The sequence below is a fragment of the Paenibacillus sp. GM1FR genome, from assembly GCF_002803315.1.
GTDB classification, from domain to species: domain Bacteria; phylum Bacillota; class Bacilli; order Paenibacillales; family Paenibacillaceae; genus Paenibacillus; species Paenibacillus amylolyticus.
This window is the reverse complement of record NZ_MKZL01000022.1, coordinates 77909-101211: the sequence shown is the minus strand read 5'-3', so window position 1 is coordinate 101211 and position 23303 is coordinate 77909. Positions and strand designations below refer to the sequence as shown.

The window sequence follows — 23303 nt, the reverse complement described above, 5'->3', positions numbered from 1 at the left end:
ACCCATTCAGGTGGTGAAATAACCATTTGGTTAATCCTTCCAAACCGACTTCAATCTGAATGGATGATATACGTCTTTATTATTTCTAAAACGGTTTCGATAAAAATGAATCAAGGCAGTTCTTCCCATGACCCGAATTGGGCATAACAAAAAGGACACTGGATAATATCCAATGTCCCTCATTTTTTCAGCTTATATTCAGCCACTGTAACGCTTTTATCCAACCTATTACGAACGTTCTGCTTTCGGCAAAGCATTACGTAAACGCTTGGCCCGATAACTCTGATATGCACGAATCAACATGCCGATGATGATCATGACCACACCGATGTTAATTGCGACATCAGCGAGATTCAAAATCCCGCGTCCTGACGGAAATACGAGGAAATCCGTTACCCGGGCATAGATAAATCGATCGATTGCATTTCCCAACGCCCCACCGACCATAAAACCCGCGCCAGCTTGCATCCAGAAACCGCGAATCTCACCTTTACTCCGGTAATACAGCATGCCTGCTATGAACAGAACAGCAATCACACCAAACAAACGCGCATTTCCCTGAAACATGCTGCCCGCCATTCCACTGTTCTCGTAATGCTGTAACTGCATGCCTGAGTTACCCAGTCTCATGACGTCGCCAACTTCCATATACATCCTCACTGCAATCTTGGTTCCCTGGTCCACCAAAGTCACCAGCAGTGCTACAAAATAAAACAGCATCGTGCTTCTCCTCCTGCCTACGTAGCAATAACTTATTTTAACTTTAAGAGTTATGTATATTAGGTTCCCTTCACTTTAACACAGCCGATGTACGGTCTCCAAATGAACGGTCTTTAACCACGCAAATAACGTCCACTAACATCGTTCAGACTGCATCCAGAAGGGACTACACCAATCCATGTCGAATGTAGACATCAATCATATATGTAAAGGGGCTGCCTGTAATTTGAACCTGATCATGACAGAGAAATTAAAGGAAATGCAACAGGAAGAAAGTGACTTGGTATTTGGCAAATTTGATTCTGAAACGGCGCTTAACCTTGGCCTGCATCTGGTCGAAGAAGCGAAGCGTCGTTCCCAAGCCGTGACCATCGACATTACCCTGAAAGGACATCGTCTCTTTTTGCATGCGATGGGAGGCACTCATCCCGACAACGAAGACTGGATTCGCCGCAAGAACAACGTGGTGAATCATTTCTCATCCAGCTCTTGGCACACGGCTCTGCGCCTGAGAAACGAGGACCAAACGCTTGAGCAGGATTTCAACCTGCCTGCATCTGACTATGTTCTGGCTGGTGGCGCTTTCCCGCTTATTCTGGAAAATGAGGGACAAGTCGGCACCATTACAGTATCGGGTTTGCCTGATGAGGAAGACCATGATCTGGTCACGACAGGTATCCGCTCGTTTTTGTTGCAGCAAAACTAGATTAAAATGGGCATAAAAAATCCGTACCTGGGATAGGCACGGATTTTCTTCTTTTTCCTGTAGTTAAATTCCTGCGTTTATTGGATCGCCGAGAGAACGTCCAGCAGCATGGATTTGAACTTGGGCCGATCGATGGCTTCACAGACACGTACATTCGGCTCTTTGCCAAAACGTCCGTTGATATCAACCACACTGTATCCACGTGTCAGTTCTCCTGCCGCTTCCACATCCACATAATATTGACCCGACTTGGTCATGATGAATTCATCTGCCGCAACAGCCATCAGCAACGTATCGGGATGAGTGGTGCCATTGAGTTTATGTACCGACTTGTTGAACTGCATAACCACTTTGTTGATTGCAGTGAAGAAATCGGCACCCGATGTACCCAGAGCCGCAATCTCTGCATGATCATCATCATCCATCACTGAATATTGCGTGCACATCTCCCAGCCAACCATCGTGATCGGAATGCCTGCATGCAGTACAATTTTCGCTGCTTCTGGGTCTACGTAGAAGTTATACTCCGCCGCCGGTGTGATATTACCCAGTGCATTATTCGTTCCGCCCATGATGTACAGGTGAGCAATCTCCGGAATAATCGTTGGGTCCTTCTGGATTGCCATCGCAATATTAGTCAAAGGGGCAATCGCCAGAAGTTCAATTTCACCTGGATGTGCATGCACCTTCTCAATGATAAAATCAACCGCATGCCCGCTCTCGGGACGCTGATCTGCCTTCGGGAAATGCGCGCCGCCCATACCATCATCGCCATGCACATCTTCCACTGTCCGGTGCTGAGCCTTTCCGTAGGCCATTAGCGGACGCTCGCAACCTTTATACACAGGCACCTTGCCGCCATGTCCAGCAACCTGTACCGTGTACAGAGCATTTTCAACCTCCTGGTCGAATTGTACGTTACCGCCCGTAATGGTGATGCCTTCCACCTGAAAGTGATGCAATGCCGTCAAGATCGCAATCGTATCGTCTCCTGCTGTATCTGTATCGATGATGACTCTTCTCATGATGCCGCGCTCCTTCTTCCGTTCATATAGTACATTCTATAAAACACTATGTCTTATTTTACATCAAAAACGTACCAATGACGATGGAAACGCCGATGATAATCGAACGCAGCAGCTGGGCTACCGCCATATTGCCTCGTGCAATTTCGTCACACACCCGCATTTTTGGAATCAGGAAATCAAATATAATATAGACCAGGCACAGCACAATAATTCCAAACGCCGACCACAGCAGCATATCCAACCACGAATGCGTCGAGAAAGATACCATGCCCACAATAATACACAGTCCCAGCAATTTGCTGCCCATGTACATGCCTGCCGCCTCGTTACCTTTGGCAATTTCCTCACTATCGTTATACCGGGTCAATTTGCTAAAAGCGAAATATCCACATACCAATACCACCAGCAGAATGCCTACACCCACCGCCACATTCACGAGGTTTAATCCCAAGTTTTCCATTCCTTCTCCTCCTCATCATTCATCCGTTCACGAACCGTAGCCGCGCAATAATAGGCCATATCTCCGGTTACTTTCTCCCCGACCCGTGGTAGTATCCCAGCCAAACGCCCACCGATAACAAACACCCCTGTAAGCAGATAGCCGCTGTATGCTCCAGCTTCCGTCTCGATCACAACCTGTTCCATCGGAACCAGTTGCTGATAGATTTTGGGCTGATTTTCGTAATAAGCTGTGATCTCTTCATCCTCGTCTGTTGCCCCAGATGCAAGATTGGATTCCAGCGCCTCGTTAAGAGGATGCTCCATATCCTGCTTTCCAAAGGCATTGTCCGTTCCTTCATCCAGCAAAAGAGTTCCTCTGCCTTCGCGCCCCCAATAACTCTTCGCTACATATGGCGTGGCGTTCAGCTCGAAAGGCTCTGCCGAAAAATAGGTGGGCAGCAGATATCGGGAAATCACGTCCATCTCTGCTTCATCAAAGAGGGTAAACCCGCAATATTCCGGGGTTTGCTCGTTCCGCTCGTAGAGCGACCAGATTGCCGCCATGAAGCCTTTACTCTGCATCAGTACATGCTGAACAGGATTCATCAGGCCCAGTCGTCCTTCACGTACAAGTTCAAGCAGTGCAGCACCAATGTCCACCCCTGTCGTCTCATCCCGATCATCGATCAGATACTCCAGCGGATAAAGGCGATACAGTAGGTTAATCTCCCGACCCTGATGGTAAAGCGCCTCCCCCGGAACAATCTCCAGTTCCTCCAGTGGAGCATAGAAGACTTCATATCCGGCTTCCTGACAACGTCTCATCAGGTATTCCGTATTCGTTCGATCTTCGACATGTTCGCCAAAAGAAGTGAACGTCACCGGACCCTTTAATCCCTGCTCTGCATAGAATTGCAGCCATATCCTGAAGCACTCCCGAATACGTGTATCCATCTCGGCAGATGGTGCAGTTAGCGTAGCATCCTCAGCAAAATCGACCAGAATACCTTCCAATGCAGCAGCCTCCGGTATACCCGTTGGGGTGTCCGTATTATTTTCAATACACTTCGGCCCAGCTTCTCCGATAATCCAGTCCTGACGGGTAATGCCTCCAGTTACCAACTCCATACGTGCCGCCGGGATAAGCCCCGGATGGATACCGAGCTGATGCTTCAAAAAAGAATCCGGCATGTATTGCTGGATAAATCGCATCACTTTACAGTAAATGCCTTCTACCGCCTCGGCTGCGGTATGCAGTTCCAGCACCTCCGAGGGAGAGTAGACCGTCAATGCAGGCACACAATATTGCTTCCCGTACATTCGATGATATGGAATCTGTTGTTCCGTTTCACCCTGAAATACCTCTTCGTGACTAAACGGCAGTTGAACCACTTGCCTCATCCGGTTATCCTCCCGAGCTACGGAAGAAGCTACCGAAGCCGCTTGATTTGGACTTGGATTTGCTATAGGAGCTGTTACTGTCCTTATTGCTTCGATACGACGACCCACCGTAGTAATAGTGCCCACTGCTGGAATCATATTCACATCCGGTATCATACTCCGGGTCACATTCATCATTATTGCTACCACAACCGGATAACACGGCAGGAACCGCCAGCATCAGGGAGAAAGCAACCAGCTTTGCTTTTGACCCGGGTTTCGATGCTTGCCCCCGCTCTTGGTCACTCATCACAGATCCACCTCTTTCATATAAAACAACACTTTCTTGCGATCCGCATCCAGCACGGAATACAGGAATTCATACGTCTTGCCAGCGCGAACCATGTAATGGTCCAGCAGTTGCTCGGCAAGCTCCATTGTATAGGTGGAGGAAGCTGTGAGTTCCAACTCCTGAAATGAACTTCCATTCCACAACATATACTCTGCGCTGTACATGGAAGACATTTTGCACATCGCCAGCGCAGCGTCCGCAATCGCCGCACCATATTGTTCTGGCATTTGCTTGTCATATGCCGTCACGTATACTGCATGTTCCCGCCCATCCTGGCATTCATTGGACAGATGCGCCCAGAGTTTGTTTTTCACCAGGGTGGCATCCACCAGTTTGCGCATGAACAGTTCATCTCGTGTGACTGAAGCCTGTTCCAGCACCCCCGTCTCCGCCTGTCGATCATCCGACCAACTCCGATACGTCAATGAATAATAGATACCGATAACCTCCCTTTTTGCGAGCTCTTAGGTGAGCCGTTTCAATTCATACAAACGTATTTAACGCATCAGAAGGAAAAAAGTTACACTAGTGAATCAATTTCATAGTACCTTTAGCTGCTTCAAATCAAGGCTAGACATAGATCAAAATGGTTTAATTTGTCTATGTGTAGTTACAAAACTTCATTTTTAGTGATTTATGAAATTGATTCTATTCACCATGACATGTAATAAAGAACATGTTGGCTACCTTCGTTCTCCGATTAACGAAGCAGGAAATAACATACTGTTTTCTACTTTTAGTATGTAATCCAGTTCAAAAAGGCCGGAGAAGACTCTCCGACCGCACTTTTTTTAATCTTATGCTCATGCCATTCTGACTTATAACTCAGCCCACTGTGCCAATACATCATTATATTCAGCGGACAATTGCTCGCGATCATTCCAGATTTGTTCCAGTTCAAGCGGATTGTTCTGCACCATTTCCAACTGTTGATCCAGCACCTGAATCTGTGCCTCAAGACGAGCCAACGTCTGTTCCAGCTTCTCCGCAGATTGTTGGTTGCCACTGCCACTTCTATGTTTCGATGCAGTTGCTGCCGAAGGAGTCAACGCCTTACCTGATTCAGTAGAAGCTTTATGATCATGACTTCCACCGGCAGCTACAACAGTGGATCCGTTCATTGTCGAGGTTGCTCCTGGCTTCTTCCCTGATCTGGCAGTCCCGCCAGGCTCGGACGTTAAACCTGACTTCATCTCTGACTTGGTGTTCCCACGAGAAGAAACGCCCACGCCTGCTGTAGCCTGAGTTGTCGCCGCCGCACGAGCTTGCAAATCAAGCTTCTTCTCACGATACGCCTCATAGTCTCCCAGATAAGCGGTCATCTGACCGTCCTCCAGTTCCCAGATACGGGAAGCGAGGCAATTGACGAAGTATCGATCATGCGAGATGGCAAGTACAGTTCCTTCAAAATCAACTAAGGACTCTTCCAGCGCTTCTCTGGATGCGATATCCAGATGGTTGGTTGGCTCATCGAGCAACAGTACATTGGGTTTACGTTGCACCAGAAGAGCTAGCCGCAGACGCGTCCATTCCCCGCCAGATAATTGCCCGACAGAGCGGAATACATCCGCTCCATAGAACAGATATCGGGCCAGAATTCCGCGAGCCTCTCCCTCTTCCACACCTGCTTCCAGACGGAAGTATTCGAGTACGTTCAGCTTTGGATTCGTAGGTTCCTCCTGTTGAGCCAGATACCCTACATCCACGCGTGCTCCCCACTCCAGCTTGCCCGCATTGGGCTGCTCGTCACCAAGCAACAGCTTGAACAGTGTCGTCTTGCCGGAGCCATTGCGGCCAATGAGTGCAATTTTATCTCCATATTCCAGCAGACCCGAGACCCCGTGCAGGATTTCACGCTCACCATAGCTCTTCTCGACCTGTTCCAATACCGCTACCCGTTTACCCGTTCGATCCGTAGGACGCACATCGAACTCGGCATTGCGGCGCTCCAGTACAGGACGCTTCACCTGTTCCATCCGCTCGATGGCTTTACGCATAGAAGCCGCCCGTCTGAAGAACTTTTCATTCCCACCAACTCGGCCCCACTCCTCTAACTGGCGGATCGTTTCTTTCATTTTTTTGATAACCTTCTGCTGCTCCTTGAACTCCTCGAATTGCTGCAACAGCCGTTGTTCCTTCACTTTCATATATTCCGTATAACCGCCAGCAGACGTTTCCGCTTCTCCATCCTCCAGCTCCAGTGTTCGATTCACGACCCGATCCAAAAAATAGCGATCATGCGAGATCAGGACAATGGTGCCGGGATATTCACGTAAAAATCCTTCCAGCCACTCAACCCGCTCCAGATCAAGATGGTTTGTCGGCTCATCCAGCAATAACAGGTCGGGTCTTACGATTAGCTGTGAAGCCAGAACCACCCGAGTTTGCTCCCCACCAGAGAGTGAACCAAAGCGCCAACCATAGTGTGCCTTGGCGATATCCAAACCGTCCGCCACCTGATCGATCCGGGCATCCATTTCGTATCCACCCTCACGCTCGAACTGGTCTTGCAGTGCCGCGTAGCGTTTCAGCAGGCTCTCCAATTGATTAGGGTCTGCTGCACATGCCGGATCGGACATCTGCTGCTCCATTTCCTTCATTTGCGTGCGACATATCATAAGCTCCTTGAATCCAAGACTCAGTACATCCAGTACGGTATGGTCATCCAATCCTTCTGGAACCTGAGCCACATATCCCATTCGTGTATCTTTCTTGATCATCAATTGCCCTTCATCCGGCTTGTTCAGTCTTGCCATCAGGCGCATAAGTGTGGTCTTGCCGCTTCCGTTGCGGCCAATCAGGGCGACCTTGTCACCTTCCATAATTTCAAACGTAATGCCGTCCAGCACCAGATGTGCTCCGTGGTATTGAGTCAGTTGTTGCGCGCTAATAATCATCATAATAAGGTTCCTCCTATGGTATGGAAGATCCTGACCGCAACACAAAAAGAGCCGCAGGAGGTTAGCTCCGCGGCCCTTCAGAATTCAAGCAATATCGCTTATCGTCCGAATGAGGTCAAGGCAGGCATCTTCTCGCAAATGTTAACTTCCGTATATTCAAAATTGGACAGACTTCTCCCGTTGGTCAGAAAAGTATGAACAATGCCAGCCATAGCAATCGGCAGCTGGCTAATACGGTTGTTAAGCATCTCGTGATTCACCTGTCTTCACCTCCCTTGTCATAATTAATGTCAATATATCACAGACGGATGCGTTCCTGCAACCATCCCATCGCCCAATTCAATCATACTGTACAGTAGTTTCATTCTTACGCTTAATTCCTGCCCCGTCGCCGAAGCATTACATCCCTGATCGCCACCGTAATAAGTGTTAACATTCCCGAGGTACCCAGTGATGCGCCGAGCAGGGCATATCCGATGCCGTTCCACCCGCCAATATCGATGCTGATCATGATTACAACGGCACCGCCGAGCAAGGCCACACATGGCAATATATATTGCACCCACGTCATTCGCCGTCCTTGCAATCGGTAAATAAGCCATTCAATCAGCAGCTGCACCGCCCACAATCCCAATGTCCACAAGATCAGTACTTCCATAAGGTTCCCCTCCTGTTGCTGGATGGATTAAGCCCTTTGTTACAGACCTTACGTTACTTCAACCAATCCGAGAAAAAGTTCCGGTACCCTTCTTTCATTTTCGTGCGCGAAAAAGCACCAAACGCATACTCCCGGTTGTCTTCTGACACACTGCGCGGCGCAGCCGCAGCCATGTTCACCAGTTCAAACCAGTTATCCTCATTGCCTGCAAAGGCATGCGTGGAACGAATATGACCGTAGCAAGCATGCTCCGGTTTCACGACCATTTTGCCCATCGCCATCGCTTCCGTCAGCGGCATCGCAAACGTATCAAAGGCCGAACAATTCCAATACACCTTGGATGAGTTCATCAACGTAAATATCTCATCCTGCGTGAGCGCAAACTTCAGCTTCACGTTGGAAGGAATGTCGTACTTCTTCATTGTTTCCTTATAGCGTACACCGCCAAACACCATATATACTTCCTTGTCCGGGTTCTGCCGAGCGTATTCCAGCACCAGATCCGGGCGACGATTCGCCTCATCCCGACCGATCCAAAGCACCCGATTATGCACAACCTGACTCGGATCATAGTGCCGGTTCGCCAGCTCTTCGCTAAAGCCAATCGGGATGACGTTCACGTCATGTACGCCGAAATTGCGGCCCAGTTCTGTTTTCAAAAACTCCGTCTGTACAATGGCTTTATCCACCATCGTATAGAATGGCTTCATCATCTCATATCCTGTTAGCGCGGGATCGGGAAAACTGTGCGGGAACAATACACTCTTCGGTAAGAACATCTTCAAAAACGTAAACCCGGATACGGTGTAGATGACATGCTCTATATTTTGGCTATGAATCTGGTCCAGCACGATATCGTAGTTCACCAGGTCACCTTTCTCATGCTCATAACCCGGCAACCAGTCGTATCCGCTGACATGACGCTCCGGCGAGATGAACACAATATCCACGCCCAGCTCCAGACCAATCTGCTTCAGCCGATCCGCAAATACGCGTGGCCCCTGTGCTTCTGTGAATTGAATTTTACGCATAACAAGTCCGACTTTACGCAAGCTTCTCACCCCTCATTTCTATTCCTCACCCATGTGCTTCATGCACTGTTCCAGCGTACCTACCGTCTCATGCCATTGATTCCGCAACTGTTCCTTCGGCCACACACATTCCTCACTTCTCAGATCGCCATCAATCAAACGCAGCATCCAGAGCGAGAATACAATAGCATGAGCGTCGTACCATTCTGCAAAAGAAACCCGTTCAATCTGCATGTCCAGGCTCCCCAGTTTGTCCAAATAAACATCCATGACCCGCTCTCGCAATGCAGGCGTAACCGTTCTGGGAAACAGCGGATGCGAGAGATCAACTAGGTGAACTACATCCCACAGTGGCGTATTCAGATGAGCATGCTCCCAGTCCAAGATGACCAGTCTGCCGTCCACCTCCGCCATGTTACCGGGATGCAGGTCTCCGTGACACAAAACAGTAGGAAGTTCTTCCTCTGCCGTGAGGATCAACCTTGAGATCTTGTCCCAATCGGATGCGGATAGCTGCATATCCAGTCTGGATAACAGTTCATCGGTAGATTGCCTATGCATTTGCAACTCATCCAACATTGTGCGAATGGACGGTTTCTGGCCCACGCGAGGCAGCTCACTCCAATCCGTAACAGGCAATGCATGCCATGCTGCCATATGTGCCGCTGCCCCGAGCATCGTCGCTTCTTGCGAATCATGCACCAGTTGCCCCAGATCCTCGTAGATCATCCAGCTCTGTGCTGGAGCAATGGTAAGATCCGACGCTGCAATGAGTTGCGGATAGATTGGTGGTAAGCCAGACATCACACGCTCGTACATCCATCGTTCCCGTCCATGCTGTACAGGATTCGTCAACGGTTTGAAAATATAACTTTCACCGCTAGGAACAGTGAATCGCTCCACATATCGTCCGTTCATTCCTTTATACAACTGTTCACGGCTTGTTATATAGTGATCATTCAGCATTCCTTCGGGCGTCACCCAGCTGTATGCATCCAACTCTTCGTTCACGCTACCCACCATCCATTTCGTTCTCCCTGCTACTCCGATGTTGATTTCTATTCATCATACGTTGCCGCTCACAAGCCTGCAAGCTTTGGTCGTAAGCGCTTATTCAGTGTCTCAATTCAGAGTTTCAAAATTGCTTATTGCATTTTGGTTAGTAATCACTTACTATACAATCATGAAGAACAAATCTCATGTGGATAGCAAAAAGAAAGATATCCTACAAGCGGCGATGCGCTTGTTCGCAACCAAAGGCGTTGACGGCATATCCGTCAAAGAGATCGGTGACGCCGCCGGAGTAACCGATGCGGCGATCTACAAACATTTTAAAAACAAAGATGCCGTTGCCCTGGAAGCCTTCACCCAATACTGTGTCGACTATACTGCACTCATTGATGGGTATGTTCGACAGGAAGGTCCGGTGTTGGAACGCTTCAAGCAACTGGTTACCGAGGTTCTCCATCTGCATGATGAAGATCCCTACGGACTGCTGCTGATTTCACAGAATCATGAAATATTCATTGAAGCCGGAAGCAGCGAGGATTACCGTCAGCCATTGGATGCGTTAATGGATCTGATCGATCAGGGAATGATGCGGGGCGAACTGCCTCAGCAGGATTCTCGGCTCACAGCCGTGCTGGTGATCGGTGCAATTACACGTATGGCGGTCTCCAGTATGCAAGGTGAACTACCGGAGCTGTTGGTACCTTATACGGGGGAAACGGTTCACAGACTTGCATCGATGTTAGGGCAGGTACCCCAGGAGTAACAATGGAGATGGGATGAAGCTAGAAATGGATTAGCGGAGCGTAGGGAAAACGACGTGAGCAACTACATTGTTTCCGAAGGAAACAACCTTCGTAAGTTTCCGCTTATCTCAGCTGAATCCCATATTCGATGCGGATGATGCCGCTAGACATGATTCGTAAACAAAAGCGGACTTGTTGAATAACTTCTAAAGAGAATCGTCAGCATACCATTAGGATATACAGATGGATTACCGGGTCATACGTGACCTTTTCTTTTTGCACATGAGGTTAGTGTTCATTAACTAAAATAGTCAGGACGTGTCATCTTCCATGAAGAAAATACTAATTATTCAAGGCAATCCCGTCTCCCCCAGTTACAACGGCGCACTAGCCGAGGCTTACCGTAAAGGTGCTGTGCAGGCTGGTGCTGACGTCCGCATGATCACCCTGAACGAGTTGGCGTTCAACATGAATCTGGAGGGAGGATATCGTAATAAACTTCCACTTGAACCAGATTTGCTACAGGCCCAAGAAGCGATTAAGTGGGCCGAGCATCTCGTATGGGTATTCCCAATCTGGTGGGGAGGACCGCCTGCCCTGCTGAAAGGTTTCGTTGACCGAATCTTCATGCCAGGTTACGCCTTCAAGTATCAAAAAGGAAAACCTTTCCCGGATCAACTGCTCAAAGGCCGCACCGCTCGCATGATCACCACGATGGATGGTCCGAGCTGGTACTTCAAATGGTTCCAAGGTGAGCCTGCACATAAAATGATGAAAATCTCCACATTTGCACTGACTGGCATCAAACCTGTGCGGATAACAACTGTAGATCAAGTTGGTAAAAAGTCAGATGAACAGAGAAAGAATTGGCTTGATAAGATTGAGCAGCTTGGGCGGAAGATGGGGTAAACACTCTTCTGCAAGAAAATCTCATCGGAAGTATAGGATTCTCTCCGGATTTTCACGTTGTTAGTTAAATCAAAGAGCTGGGGATAAACGCAATTCGAAGGTAGTCCTGTAATCCACGAGTGGCGCAATTGTAATTATAGTCTGACTTATAACAGAAAGCAGAAATGTGCCTATTCCCAGTTACAAAAAAAGGGTTGTCCCCTACGTCTTGAACAAGACGTAGGGGACAACCCTTTTAGTATTCATTATGATCTAACGAACCGTAAACACGTTATTAGCGCCATTTCGAATAAGTCTGAGGTTTAACGAATCGTAGACGCGTTATTTCCTCGATCTGTGTATCATTTGGCGGTTTTAAACCAGTTTGCACCGGAATAACTTCACTGAGGTTCGTTACATTTTGCATTGCACGCTAAATCGCCATTTAACACTCACTCGGTTCGTTAGCGACCTGCACTTATAGAGACAAATCCGCACTACAGGTCAGCTTGATACGCCAATCGCCCGCCTTTGGAAAGTCGACTTCGCATCAGTAATGCAATGGAAACGACCATGGTTAGCGCCCCAATGAACAGCCATCTACAAATACAAACAACGCATTACCTAAACGAAATACGACCTGATGGATGCTCAGGCAAAATAGCTGTAACCAGCTGCTGCACAGCCGGATGATCCGACTTCATCACCGAATCCCCCGCATCACCGCTATAGACAATCCTGCCCTGATCCATCACGGCAATGCGGTCACAGATCGTCATGGCAGCCCGAATGTCATGCGTGATAAAAAGGTAAGACAACCCGTAGGATGCTCTTAACTCTCCCAGTAAGGATAGGATTTGCGTCTGGTGCACCATATCCAGGCTGCTGATTGATTCGTCCAGTACGATTAACTTTGGCTTGAGCGCAATGGCTCGTGCGATGTTAACTCGCTGTAATTGCCCACCGCTGAACTGTTGCGGAAGCTTGCTCCCATCCTCAGGTGTAAGCCCAACCTGCTCAAGCAGTTGTCCGACCACACGAAGTTGTTCTTTTGCCGAAAATCGCTCGTAATTATCCAGCGGCTCACCGATGATCTGCGCGGCAGTCATGAGTGGATTCACAGCCGAATAACAGTCCTGGAACACGACCTGCAGATCGCGCCGTAATCCCTTAAGCACGGGTTTGCTGGATCGATAGATATCCTGACCCTGAAATAAAACCTGACCCTGGCTGGGCTTCTCCAGACCAAGAATGATTTTACCCAAGGTACTTTTACCTGCCCCGCTCGTACCCAGGAGCCCCAGACACACACCCTTTTCGATCGTAAGTGAGATATCTGCCAGCACAGGAGGACGCGCTCCCGAACGATCCAGCCAGTTGCGTTTGCCATAGCTATGGCTTACTTCACGTACCTGAAGCATCAGGTCACCCTCCTCTTTTGTACTTGGCAGAAGCAATCTCCGAAGAAGCTGAAATTACACATCACCATGCCCATTCCACCCCTACGACTACCCACTCAAAATACAGTTCATACCCGCTCTACGCATACATTCACTAACGATTCAACTCATCTGTCATTCGCTATTGTCCTAAATACATACTGGGTCTGGCATTTAACAACATCCGTGTATACTCATGCTGCGGGTGATCGAACAGTTGGTACACATCCGCCTGCTCCACAATTCGCCCCTTCTGCATGACCGCGACTTCATCCGCCATTTGCGAGATCACGCCCAGATCGTGGGAGATGAGCAAGATGGATGTGCCGTATTCCGTACGTAAACGATCCAATTCCTGAAGCACCTTGAACTGATTCACGACATCCAGTGCCGTCGTTGGTTCATCCGCAATAACCAAAGCCGGTCGCAGGCACATCGATATGGCGATCATCACCCGCTGCAACATACCGCCACTCAGTTGGAAGGGATATCGCTTCATCAGTTTAGCTGGTTCGGGTAAGTTCATATCTGCCAAGGCAGCAATGGCCCGCTCCCTGGCAGTTGCTTTGGACATTCCCGTATGCGTACGCAAGGTTTCAATGAATTGAGATCCAATCGTATATACGGGTGTAAAAGCATTCATCGGATTCTGCATAATAAATCCGATGTCCTTGCCGCGGATGCGCCGCATCTCCTCACCTGACAACGAGCCAAGCTCCCGTCCATTCAGGTGGATGCTGCCCGACACTTCCATCCTGCGCGGATCAAGCAGATGGAGCAACGCGTTACATGTAACGGTCTTACCGCTGCCACTCTCACCGACGAGACCGAAGACACGACCTTTTTTTAATTCAAAATCAATGGGCTCCAGTAACGGGACTGAACCCTCCGCTGTTCTTAGATTCACTTGCAGACCACGAACTTCGAGTACCTTCGCTGCATCATCCATCGTTACGTTCACCCCTCATATGCCTTCGATTCCGAACCACTACCTTTTTGCAATGCCATAACGCTCGGATAACGCTTCTCCCAAAATATTGAACGTAATGACTACGAGCAGAATCAATGCCCCCGGGTAGATCATCAACTCCGGATGACTGCGAATATAACCTGTCCCTTCATGAATCATAGCGCCCCATTCTGCATTCGGTGGTTGAATACCGAGTCCCAGGAAGGATAGAGCAGATATATCCATAATCGCCCACCCCATCTCCAGCGTACCCATCACAACGATCGGACGCTGCACGTTAGGGATGATATGTTTCCGAATAATCGTCCACGAAGAGGAGCCGCTAATCCGCGCCGCTGCGATGAAGTTCCGTTCTTTCAGACTAACGACCATGTTCCGGCAGATACGTGCATAATACACCCACTGTACCATCATGAGTGCTAGAAGCACCTGCATCAGACCTGGACCAAAAATCCCTACAATACCGAGCACCAGCACCAGATTTGGAAACGCCATAATGCCTTCACACAAGCGCATCAGCAGACTGTCCACCCAGCCACCAAGGTAACCGGAGATTGAACCTACAATGACACCTATGAGCAAAGATGACAGGAAGATCAGGGTAGCAAATCCAAGCGACACTCTCGCTCCATACATCAGCCTAGTGAGATTGTCGCGTCCCAGATGATCCGTTCCGAGCCAATGCTCAAGCGATGGACTCGCCAGCTTCTGCAACAGATTCACCTTCACCGGGTCATGAGGAGCAATCCATGGGGCTAATAACGCGATCACGAAGAAAAACAATATGATCACCGAGCATATCTGGATGGCTCTCTGCCCTTTAAATACCGCACGCCATTTGTTTATCAATGTTCTGCCCGTCCTTTCGCTGAAATCCGTGGGTCCATAACGAGCTGCACCAGATCAACGAGCAGATTGCATACGATGAACAGGCAGGCCGCCAGGAAGACATAACATTGAATAACGGGAATATCCCGATTAAATATCGCATCGACAAAATAACGTCCGAACCCAGGCCAGGAAAACACCTGCTCTACAATAATGGTGCCTGTGAGCAGCTTGCCCATACTCATCCCCATTCCTGTAATAAGGGGCGATATGGCGATTTTCAGGACATGCTTGAGCATAATCACTCTTTCGCGAATCCCGCGTGTTCTCGCATACTGTACATATGTCTCCTGCAATTGCTCCAGTACACTGGAACGTAACAATCGGGTGTAGACCGCAATAAGAATCAAGGAGAGAGTAATCGTAGGCAGAACCAGATTCTCCCACGATCCACGCCCCTCCACAGGTAGCCAGTCCAGCTTCACCGAGAAAAAGAAGATCAGCAAGTAACCGAGCCAGAATTGCGGAATAGACGCGCCAAAATAGGAAATCGCACGGCTGACCATGTCAATCCAGCTATTCTTGTACACCGCCGCCAGTATTCCCAAGGGAATACTCACCAAAACCGATAACAACATACTCCAGAAGGCTAGTTCAGCCGTAGCGGGAATCCTTAGTTTCACTTCATCCCATACGGGTTTGTTGGTGAGATATGAGGTGCCAAAGTCGAGCTTGGCAATCTTCTGAATCGTATGCACATACTGGGTTAATAAAGGCTGATCCAGACCGAACTCATGCCGTTTTTGCGCAAGCAGCTCCGGTGTTGGATAGATATGAGCGGCTGTCAGATAAGCCTCGGCCGGATCAACTGGTGAAATATGAATAAGCGCAAAGGTAACGAGTGTAGCGATAAAAACGATAGGAATGATCGCGATCATTCGTTTCCCGATATAACTGATCAACAAACTTCCTCCCTTTTATCAAGCTACATGACCTTGCAAAGGCCTTACCATTTCCGAAATTAAAGTATTTACTACTTATTGATTGCCCAACTCAATGCCTACAAACGGATTCTCATCACGGTTTGCCGGGAAAATAAAGTTGGAAATTTTCTTCTGATATACCGCCGTTTTCTTAACATACGAGATGGGGACAATCGCCGATTGTTCCTGAAGTGTTGTCAGGATAGAGCCATACAGCTCCTGACGTTTCGTCTCATCTGTTGATGATAGTGCGGCATGTACCTGCTCGTCCAGTTCCTTTTTCATCGGCAAGGCACTGAGCGTCTCAGAGATACCAAATCCAGGGCTCGCTACAACGTTAATGAAGGAATGTGGATCATACGGAGCACCATAGTTGTACCAGAAATACAGGTCAAAATCATTGGCTTTCAAACGTTTGATCTGTACCGTCAGTTCCAGCCCAGTGAGGTTTACTTTAACCCCAAGCTCGCTCCATTCCGCCTGAATGGTCTCAGCCATCGCTTTCTGAATCGGGTCCGTCTTGTCAAAAATCATTTCGAATTCAAGCTGTTGGCCGTCTTTCTCACGAACGCTACCATTCGCAGGCATCTTCCAACCCGCTTCATCCAATAAAGCTTTGGATTGTTCCACGTTATATTCGATCGGTTTCAGGTCAACATTGGTGTATGGGTAGTTTTTGGATAGTGCCGTATCTGCCGGTTCTTCCAGACCCAGAGTGATGCCTTCCACCATCGCTTTTTTGTTAAATCCTTGCTGGAGCGCCATCCGTACTCTGAGATCAGACAGCTTCGGATTGGAGGAATTCAGCAGCAGATCTCGCGTACCTACCGGATCAGACAGCTGACTCACATATTTATCGTTGTCACGAAGCTGTTGGAACGCATCCAGACTGATCATACCTTCACCATAGATCAGGTCGAGATCGCCTTTTTCAAAAGCAAGCACGCGGGTTTCTGCATCAGGGATGATCTTAACCGTAATCTGATCCACCTTCGGTGCGGTTCCCCAATAATTCGGGTTGCGTTTGAAAACAGCATATTCGTCCTGCTTGTAATCAGCCAGCATCCACGGGCCCGTTCCAACTGGCTCTTTGATGCCTTGGGATGTATCTCCGTCATCCGGGAATCCGGCTTCACCCAGGAAGCGGAAAGGACGAACCACCGACAAGTCCTGAAGAACAGGATAATACGGCTCTGTGAGTGTCAACCGGAAAGTCTGATCGTCCACAACCTCCGTCTTGTCGAGCACACCTACAATGCCCAGCCAGCTATGTGTATCTTTATTTTTCATTACAGCATCAAAGTTCTTTTTCACAATCTCAGCATTAAATGGTGTACCATCTGAGAATTTCACACCTTGGCGAAGCTTGAATGTATATACTTTGCCGTCATCGGAGATTGTCCATGATTCTGCCAGTGCAGGTTCCAGTTTTCCGTCCTTCTGGTAACTGATCAGTGGCTCATAGAGCATCGATTGGGCAAATAATTGCGAAGGATTGTACGTATGCGGATTCATTGTACCGATATCACGTGGCCATGACATCGTAATCGACTTCGTAGACGTTTGATCCGAAGCAGCAGATGAGGATTCATCTCCACTTCCTGTATTGCTGCAACCCACAATAACGAATAACAACAAGAACATAGTTGCCAACGTGAGGGCCGAAGATTTGCGATGTTGTACAGACATGAATGTTGAACCCCTTTTCTCTATTTTATGATAATGATTATCATATTCATCCATTAAGAATAGGCAGGAGCCCTCCTTTTGTCAACAAAATTCGACATGGTATGTGTTGTTACTAAAATAGCCAAAAAACCTTTCCTATGGGAGGAAAGGCTTCTTGACATGAATGTGAATTACAACTAAAAAAATAAGCTCCATCATAATCTGTTATTCATTGCTCACAGCATGGAAATCACGAAAGTACATATGGAGATATATCACTGAGATTCATCATCACATACACCTTCTTGTTTCTCGTTTAAACTTCTACAGCGATGCCCTCATAGAACCGACGAATTACCTGCTCCGCTGGCTTGCCGTACACTCCATATCCGTCATCGGTCAGCGCATCCTTCTCCGCGTGTAAATGTGCGCTCCAATCCCACAGACCGAATCCGCGTACCCAGTCACGCTGACTGACATGCCGGAACATGGCTTCATAGAAATGCTCCTGTTCCTCCGCGCTGACTTCACCTTCCAGCCCCCAATCGTTTGGTACGTGGGCTGATCCGCTCCGGCTGGGACAACCAGCTTCCGCAAAGAAAAAGGGTTTGCCATAAGGGGCAATCGCCTGTTCAATACGATCCAGTTGCGCCTCCCAATCTCCGATGGGATAATAACCACTGGAAGAGATGACGTCAACGGCATCCCACCATTTCACATGACCTTCCTGATATTTATCGGTGTTGTATGACACCAGTCCTGTGTACACTTCACGCACACTGGCGATCACCTCGCGCCACTCTTCATCCCGACGCTCGGATTGCACCATCTCACAGCCTACGATGAACATCTCACACTTTTCCTGCTCTGCAATCCCTGCATAATGCTTCTGAAATGCCGTATAGCTGCGGAACCAATCCTTCCACTTCGGCTCACAAGGCACATCGATATCAAAAAAGTTAATATGTGCACGCCATGTGCCATCGGTGCAGTTGATGGTGGGTTTCAGAATGACACGCAGCCCGAGTGTACGGGCATAATGAATCATGTCAACCAGTTCATCATCCTCGACCAGATGGTCACCCCGATACTTAACCTCTACCGCCTGCGGATGATCCTGATGTGCCGCCAGTGCAAAAATAACATGTGAACTGCCTGTGCGTTCAGCCATCAGACGCAACGATTCTTTGGCTTCCGGCTTACGGAAGTCGCCCTTGCCACTCATCCAACCAAATGTAAATCCCTTAATATAATCCATATGCATTACAGCTTGCCCTCTTCATGATCTCCGGCAATAACTTCATCCGTCTCGATCACATAGTTCACGATCTCTTCGATGGTTGTGTAAGCCACGCCCACATACGTGTCGGCGGCGCCGTAATAGATAGCGATACGTCCGGTATCAGCATCATGTAGTGTTGCACACGGGAAGATGACGTTATCAACGAAGCCTTGTTCTTCGTACCATTTTTCCGGTGTCAGTACAAAGTTGGAGGAACGATATTTTACTTTGGATGGCTCATCCAGATCCAGAATGACCGCCCCCATGCTATAGACAAAACCATTACAGGTCCCAGTGACGCCATGGTAGAACATCAGCCAGCCTTCGGACGTTTCGATCGGAGCAGGCCCGCCACCAATTTTGACCGATTGCCACCAGCCTTGGCCGCCCTTGCTCATCACATGACGATGCTTGCCCCAATACACGAGATCCGGGCTTTCACTCAGGAAGATGTCCCCGAATGGAGTGTGTCCACTGTCACTCGGTCTGGACAACATTACATAGTTATCGTTGATTTTGCGCGGGAACAATACGCCATTACGGTTGAACGGCAGCATTGGATTTTCGAGGCGGACAAATGTTTTGAAGTCATCTGTTTTGGCCAGGCCCAGTGCTGCGCCGTAGAAGTCTGTACACCAGATGATGTAATACGTGTCCTCGACTTTGACCAAACGTGGATCGTACGCATAGTTCGGCATAAACGGATCGCCATTTTCATCTACAAATGCAATGCGTTCCTCTTCAATTGTCCACTCCAGACCATCTTCGCTTGCGCCCATGTGAAGGTGTGGACGTCCATTAACGGTTTCGGCGCGGAATACCCCAATGAATTTTCCTTCATACGGTACAACGGCACTGTTGAAAATGCGGGCAACACCTTTGACCGGGTTACGCGGAACCACCGGGTTCGCCGAATGTCTCCATACCGGGCCTTCCGTTCCCTCCGGTTTGTTCTCCCAAGGCATATTCGGCAAAGCGTCCCCAACAATGTGTACGTTTTTTGTTTCAGCAACTGACATTTTTCATTTCTCCCTTCGGGTTTTATTTAACTGAGCCTTGCGCGAAGCCGTTGTAGATGTACTTCTGTAACAGCAGGAAGATGATCATGGTTGGAATAATGGCGATCATGATGCCGGCGCTGATGACCTCCCACTGCGATCCGAACGGTCCCTTGAATTTGAACAAGGCGGTGGATATGACCTGTAGATCGGTCTTTGGCATGTAGAGGAACGGTGTGTAGAAGTCATTATAGATGTTCACACCCTTCACGATAATGACCGTTACAATGGCCGGTTTCAGCAGTGGCAGAATGATTTTCCAGTAGATCGTGAAGTACGAAGCGCCGTCCAGCATGGCGGATTCATCCAGTGCACTTGAGATAGAGCCAAGGAACTGCAGGAAGATATAAACCGCGATGATATCTGTACCCAGGTACATCACGATGGCCGCCCAGCGTGTGTTAAACAGGTCGAGCGCGTTGATGATCTGGAATGTGGCGACCTGCGTTGTAACACTTGGAATCAGGGTAGCGAGCAGGAATGCCGCGACCATAATTTTCTTGCCTTTGAATTTGAACCGATCCAGCACATAGGCGATCATGGAACCCGTTAAGGTTGCCCCTATAATAGAGATGATCAGGATAATAATTGTATTTTTGAAACCGACCAGCATGTTGCCATCCACAAAAGCCTTCGCATAGTTCGCGAAGTTCAGCCAGTTGGCTGGCGGGGCAAGCGGGCTGCTGGTAGCGTACTCCGCATTGGTTTTGAGAGATGCAAACAGGATGACCACGATGGGTAACAGCGCGATAAACGCCGCAAGTACCAGGGAAGCATATTTAACCACGCTCGCAAGGGTGTATTTGAGTTGTGTCACGTTTATTCCTCCCCTTTCATGGTGACGCGCTGCACAAGCGTAACGAGAATAACGATTAAGAGCAGCACCACAGCCATGGCGGATGCCAGTCCCAGCTTGCCATATTTAAACGCCAAATGAACCGTCTGGATTACAAATGTCATACTGCCGTTGGAACCATCGGTCATGATATATGGAATATCGAACGCACTAATTGCGCCGCTAATCGCCAAGATCAGGTTGAGCTGCAGGATACGTGTAATACTCGGCAGGATGATGTGGCGGAATTGCTGCCAGCGATTGGCGCCATCAATATCGGATGCTTCATACACATCCTTCGGAATGGAAGAGATTGCACCCAGGAAAATGATAAAGTTGAAGCCCATGTATCTCCATACTGATGCACCTGCGAGTGACACGTTGATAATATTCGGATTACCGAGCCAGAGCTGTGTGTATTGTCCCAGCCCTACAGCATGCATGAGCATATCGAGTGTACCGTCCGGTTTGAAGAAAAAGAGGAAGATAAAACCGATGGCTACCCCATTCAGCAAATAAGGGAAAAACAGTATGCCTTTGAAGAAGTTTTTGCCTCGAACTTTGAAACTCAGAATGGTGGCAAAGTAAAGCGCCAAGCCCATCTGTAAGAACGTAGCCACGAAGTAATACAAGCTGACAATAAATACTTTGAAGTATTCGGGATCACTGAATATGCGCGTGTAGTTCTCAAAGCCAACATAATCAAACCTTTTGCTGTATCCGTTCCAATCGGTGAAACTGTATTTGAACATGTTGATGACCGGTAAGTATGCAAACGTGAACAGCAACGCCAGCGGAATAATTGAGAAGGCACAGATGATAAATATGCGTTGCGCTGAGTAGCCCCAATTCGAAAGTTTTAAGTACTTCATGCTCTCCACACCTCCAAGCGGTTCTCCCGCCTATATATCGAAAGACTCCGTCCAATGGAATTCCTGCGGAATAACTGCCGGGGAAGAGCATGGGTACCATGCTTTCAAATACCACATATTCCATGCTCCATTCATATATGGATTCCTATATCCCCGCAGTCCATTCATCACCTGATCCACTTACGTTAATCCAATTATTTCGTGAGTTCTGCTCTTGCTTTTACCCACTTGTCGTTCAGATCTTTCATGATGTCGTCATACGATTCCTTGCGGTTCCCAATACCTGCTTCGATAATGCGTTTCTTGAAGTCAGGCTGCCAGAGGCCGATTTCGCCTTCGTTATCAATCTTGTCGACCAGACCTTCCTGACCTTCTTTGGCAGGTGTAAGCGTGGAGAATTTCACATCTTTATATTGATCCAAAATCGGTGGCAATTCAGCATTCTTGTCTGCATCCATACCGCCGCCCTGTTCAACTGCGTAGTTCGATTTCGCCAGGAACCAGTCAATCCAAGCTTTGGCAGCAGGTTTGTTCTCACTGTTTACGTTCATGCCGATGTTATAGTCGGCGGAGAGCGGAACCACAACCTCACTAGCATTGGTTGGAAAAGGTAAGAATCCAATGTCGTCCGGGGTATCCGTCATACCTTGGATCTGTGTGATGGCCCAAGAGCCCAGTGCCATTGTGGCAATTTTGCCTTTGGCAAGATCTGCTTTGGAGCTTTCCCAGTCGGTTGTTGTTGGATCTTTCTCGATTAGACCGTTCTTGGCTGCATCATAGAGCACTTTATATAGTTCATAATGCGGCTGACCAGGCACAAAGTTCTCATCTGTGTTCGGTTGGTCCACGTTAACGTAATCCACACTGCCTGCAACGGTTGGCAAATCCGATTCCCATTGGGTGAGAGCCCAGCCGGATGCATAGTTGGTGTAGAGCGGAACCGCATCTGTATTGTCTTTGACCAGTTGAAGCGCAGCCTGGAATTGCTCCGGTGTTTTGGGAACTTCCATAATGCCTGCGTCTTTGAAGACCTGTTTGTTATAAATGATTCCAGAGAACGTAATTACGGTAGGAATACCGTAGACCTGACCATCCACCATGCGTTCTTCAATAGCGGTGTATTTGTCTTTCAATTCATCGTACGTGCCGAGCGGCTCGAAGAAGTCCGGGATATCCGCGATCGGAACGCTCGTCGGGATCATCAATACGTCACCGTAATCTTTGGTGCTCATACGGATTTTCACTTGTCCTTCATAGTCTGCCAGTGCCTGAAAGTTCACTTTGACATCCGGGTATTCCTTATTGAACTCAGCAGCGTAATCTTTAAATACGGTATCAACAATATCTGTACGTTGTGTAAGGACGGTAATTTCGCCCTTGATATCTGCCGGATCTGTACTGATCTCCTCCCCTGCCTGCGAAGATCCACCTCCGGATGAACATGCAGCAAGTAGTGAAGTGATGAGCAGCATCGTCAGCAACATCATCCAACCTTTGTTTTTTCTCAATT

At 48.4% G+C, this 23303-nt stretch carries 24 protein-coding genes; 3 read left to right on the top strand and 21 right to left on the bottom strand.

All coding sequences use genetic code 11. The annotated features are described in order from the left end of the window. Positions 1-228 precede the first annotated feature (228 nt). Positions 229-720: a signal peptidase II gene (gene lspA / locus PAEAM_RS16120; RefSeq protein WP_036606631.1), complete on the bottom strand. Its 492-nt coding sequence runs from the start codon at positions 718-720 to the stop codon at positions 229-231. 238 nt (positions 721-958) lie between these two features. On the opposite strand from lspA, the gene PAEAM_RS16115 reads away from it, so the two are divergent. Continuing rightward, positions 959-1426: a heme-degrading domain-containing protein gene (locus PAEAM_RS16115; RefSeq protein ID WP_100528498.1), complete on the top strand. Its 468-nt coding sequence runs from the start codon at positions 959-961 to the stop codon at positions 1424-1426. Between the two features lie 77 nt (positions 1427-1503). Here the strand turns inward: PAEAM_RS16115 and PAEAM_RS16110 are convergent, their stop codons facing one another. The 10 genes from PAEAM_RS16110 to PAEAM_RS16070 all read right to left on the bottom strand — a co-directional run bounded on the left by PAEAM_RS16110 (position 1504) and on the right by PAEAM_RS16070 (position 10239). After that, positions 1504-2451 (bottom strand): nucleoside hydrolase, encoded by a 948-nt coding sequence (locus PAEAM_RS16110; RefSeq protein ID WP_100528236.1) that lies wholly within the window; start codon positions 2449-2451, stop codon positions 1504-1506. Positions 2452-2509: 58 nt separating this feature from the next. Next, the gene (locus PAEAM_RS16105; RefSeq protein WP_017691702.1) at positions 2510-2914 is read right to left on the bottom strand and encodes a DUF350 domain-containing protein; all 405 of its coding nucleotides are present in this window, start codon (positions 2912-2914) and stop codon (positions 2510-2512) included. Continuing rightward, positions 2896-4296 carry a glutathionylspermidine synthase family protein gene (locus PAEAM_RS16100; RefSeq protein ID WP_100528235.1) on the bottom strand — a complete coding sequence of 467 codons (1401 nt, stop codon included), beginning with the start codon at positions 4294-4296 and terminating at the stop codon, positions 2896-2898. Before PAEAM_RS16100 ends, PAEAM_RS16105 begins: the two co-directional genes overlap by 19 nt. 4 nt (positions 4297-4300) lie before the next feature. After that, complete coding sequence (locus tag PAEAM_RS16095; RefSeq protein WP_036671603.1) at positions 4301-4585, bottom strand: hypothetical protein; 285 nt, start codon at positions 4583-4585, stop codon at positions 4301-4303. Next, positions 4585-5052, bottom strand: a complete 468-nt coding sequence (locus tag PAEAM_RS32125; RefSeq protein ID WP_100528234.1) for a hypothetical protein — start codon at positions 5050-5052, stop codon at positions 4585-4587. The genes PAEAM_RS16095 and PAEAM_RS32125 overlap by 1 nt, the downstream gene beginning before the upstream one ends. Before the next feature lie 393 nt (positions 5053-5445). Further along, positions 5446-7527, bottom strand: a complete 2082-nt coding sequence (gene abc-f, locus PAEAM_RS16085) for a ribosomal protection-like ABC-F family protein (RefSeq protein WP_100528233.1) — start codon at positions 7525-7527, stop codon at positions 5446-5448. Positions 7528-7625: 98 nt separating this feature from the next. Next, positions 7626-7787: a hypothetical protein gene (locus PAEAM_RS31835; RefSeq protein WP_017691697.1), complete on the bottom strand. Its 162-nt coding sequence runs from the start codon at positions 7785-7787 to the stop codon at positions 7626-7628. Positions 7788-7900: 113 nt separating this feature from the next. Next, on the bottom strand, positions 7901-8185 hold the full coding sequence (locus tag PAEAM_RS16080; protein ID WP_100528232.1) for a hypothetical protein: 285 nt from the start codon (positions 8183-8185) through the stop codon (positions 7901-7903). A 53-nt stretch (positions 8186-8238) separates the two neighbouring features. Next, complete coding sequence (locus PAEAM_RS16075) at positions 8239-9237, bottom strand: glycosyltransferase (RefSeq protein ID WP_047840852.1); 999 nt, start codon at positions 9235-9237, stop codon at positions 8239-8241. An 18-nt stretch (positions 9238-9255) separates the two neighbouring features. Continuing rightward, positions 9256-10239 (bottom strand): aminoglycoside phosphotransferase family protein, encoded by a 984-nt coding sequence (locus PAEAM_RS16070; protein WP_100528231.1) that lies wholly within the window; start codon positions 10237-10239, stop codon positions 9256-9258. A gap of 160 nt (positions 10240-10399) precedes the next feature. On the opposite strand from PAEAM_RS16070, the gene PAEAM_RS16065 reads away from it, so the two are divergent. After that, on the top strand, positions 10400-10990 hold the full coding sequence (locus PAEAM_RS16065; protein ID WP_036671691.1) for a TetR/AcrR family transcriptional regulator: 591 nt from the start codon (positions 10400-10402) through the stop codon (positions 10988-10990). Between the two features lie 310 nt (positions 10991-11300). Continuing rightward, entirely contained in the window at positions 11301-11879 is a 579-nt protein-coding gene (locus PAEAM_RS16060) for an NAD(P)H-dependent oxidoreductase (protein ID WP_076251861.1), read from the top strand. Positions 11880-12478: 599 nt separating this feature from the next. Here the strand turns inward: PAEAM_RS16060 and nikE are convergent. From nikE to PAEAM_RS16010, 10 genes are all read right to left on the bottom strand, one after another. Next, on the bottom strand, positions 12479-13279 hold the full coding sequence (gene nikE / locus PAEAM_RS16055) for a nickel import ATP-binding protein NikE (RefSeq protein WP_100528230.1): 801 nt from the start codon (positions 13277-13279) through the stop codon (positions 12479-12481). A gap of 160 nt (positions 13280-13439) precedes the next feature. Continuing rightward, positions 13440-14246, bottom strand: coding sequence for a nickel import ATP-binding protein NikD (nikD, locus tag PAEAM_RS16050; protein WP_100528229.1), 807 nt, complete (start codon positions 14244-14246; stop codon positions 13440-13442). 39 nt (positions 14247-14285) lie between these two features. Further along, on the bottom strand, positions 14286-15116 hold the full coding sequence (gene nikC, locus PAEAM_RS16045; RefSeq protein ID WP_100528228.1) for a nickel ABC transporter permease subunit NikC: 831 nt from the start codon (positions 15114-15116) through the stop codon (positions 14286-14288). Next, complete coding sequence (gene nikB / locus PAEAM_RS16040; protein ID WP_100528227.1) at positions 15113-16057, bottom strand: nickel ABC transporter permease subunit NikB; 945 nt, start codon at positions 16055-16057, stop codon at positions 15113-15115. The genes nikC and nikB overlap by 4 nt, the downstream gene beginning before the upstream one ends. A 75-nt stretch (positions 16058-16132) precedes the next feature. Further along, positions 16133-17767: a nickel ABC transporter substrate-binding protein gene (nikA, locus tag PAEAM_RS16035; protein ID WP_100528497.1), complete on the bottom strand. Its 1635-nt coding sequence runs from the start codon at positions 17765-17767 to the stop codon at positions 16133-16135. Between the two features lie 295 nt (positions 17768-18062). After that, a complete protein-coding gene (locus PAEAM_RS16030) occupies positions 18063-19004 on the bottom strand; it encodes a glycoside hydrolase family 113 (protein WP_100528496.1) in 942 nt (313 codons plus the stop codon). Positions 19005-19009: 5 nt separating this feature from the next. After that, positions 19010-20047 (bottom strand): glycoside hydrolase family 130 protein, encoded by a 1038-nt coding sequence (locus tag PAEAM_RS16025; protein ID WP_100528226.1) that lies wholly within the window; start codon positions 20045-20047, stop codon positions 19010-19012. 22 nt (positions 20048-20069) lie between these two features. Then, positions 20070-20903 carry a carbohydrate ABC transporter permease gene (locus PAEAM_RS16020; protein ID WP_036606605.1) on the bottom strand — a complete coding sequence of 278 codons (834 nt, stop codon included), beginning with the start codon at positions 20901-20903 and terminating at the stop codon, positions 20070-20072. Positions 20904-20905: 2 nt separating this feature from the next. Next, positions 20906-21793 (bottom strand): carbohydrate ABC transporter permease, encoded by an 888-nt coding sequence (locus PAEAM_RS16015; RefSeq protein WP_017691677.1) that lies wholly within the window; start codon positions 21791-21793, stop codon positions 20906-20908. 194 nt (positions 21794-21987) lie between these two features. Further along, positions 21988-23301: an ABC transporter substrate-binding protein gene (locus PAEAM_RS16010; protein ID WP_100528225.1), complete on the bottom strand. Its 1314-nt coding sequence runs from the start codon at positions 23299-23301 to the stop codon at positions 21988-21990. Positions 23302-23303 lie beyond the last annotated feature (2 nt).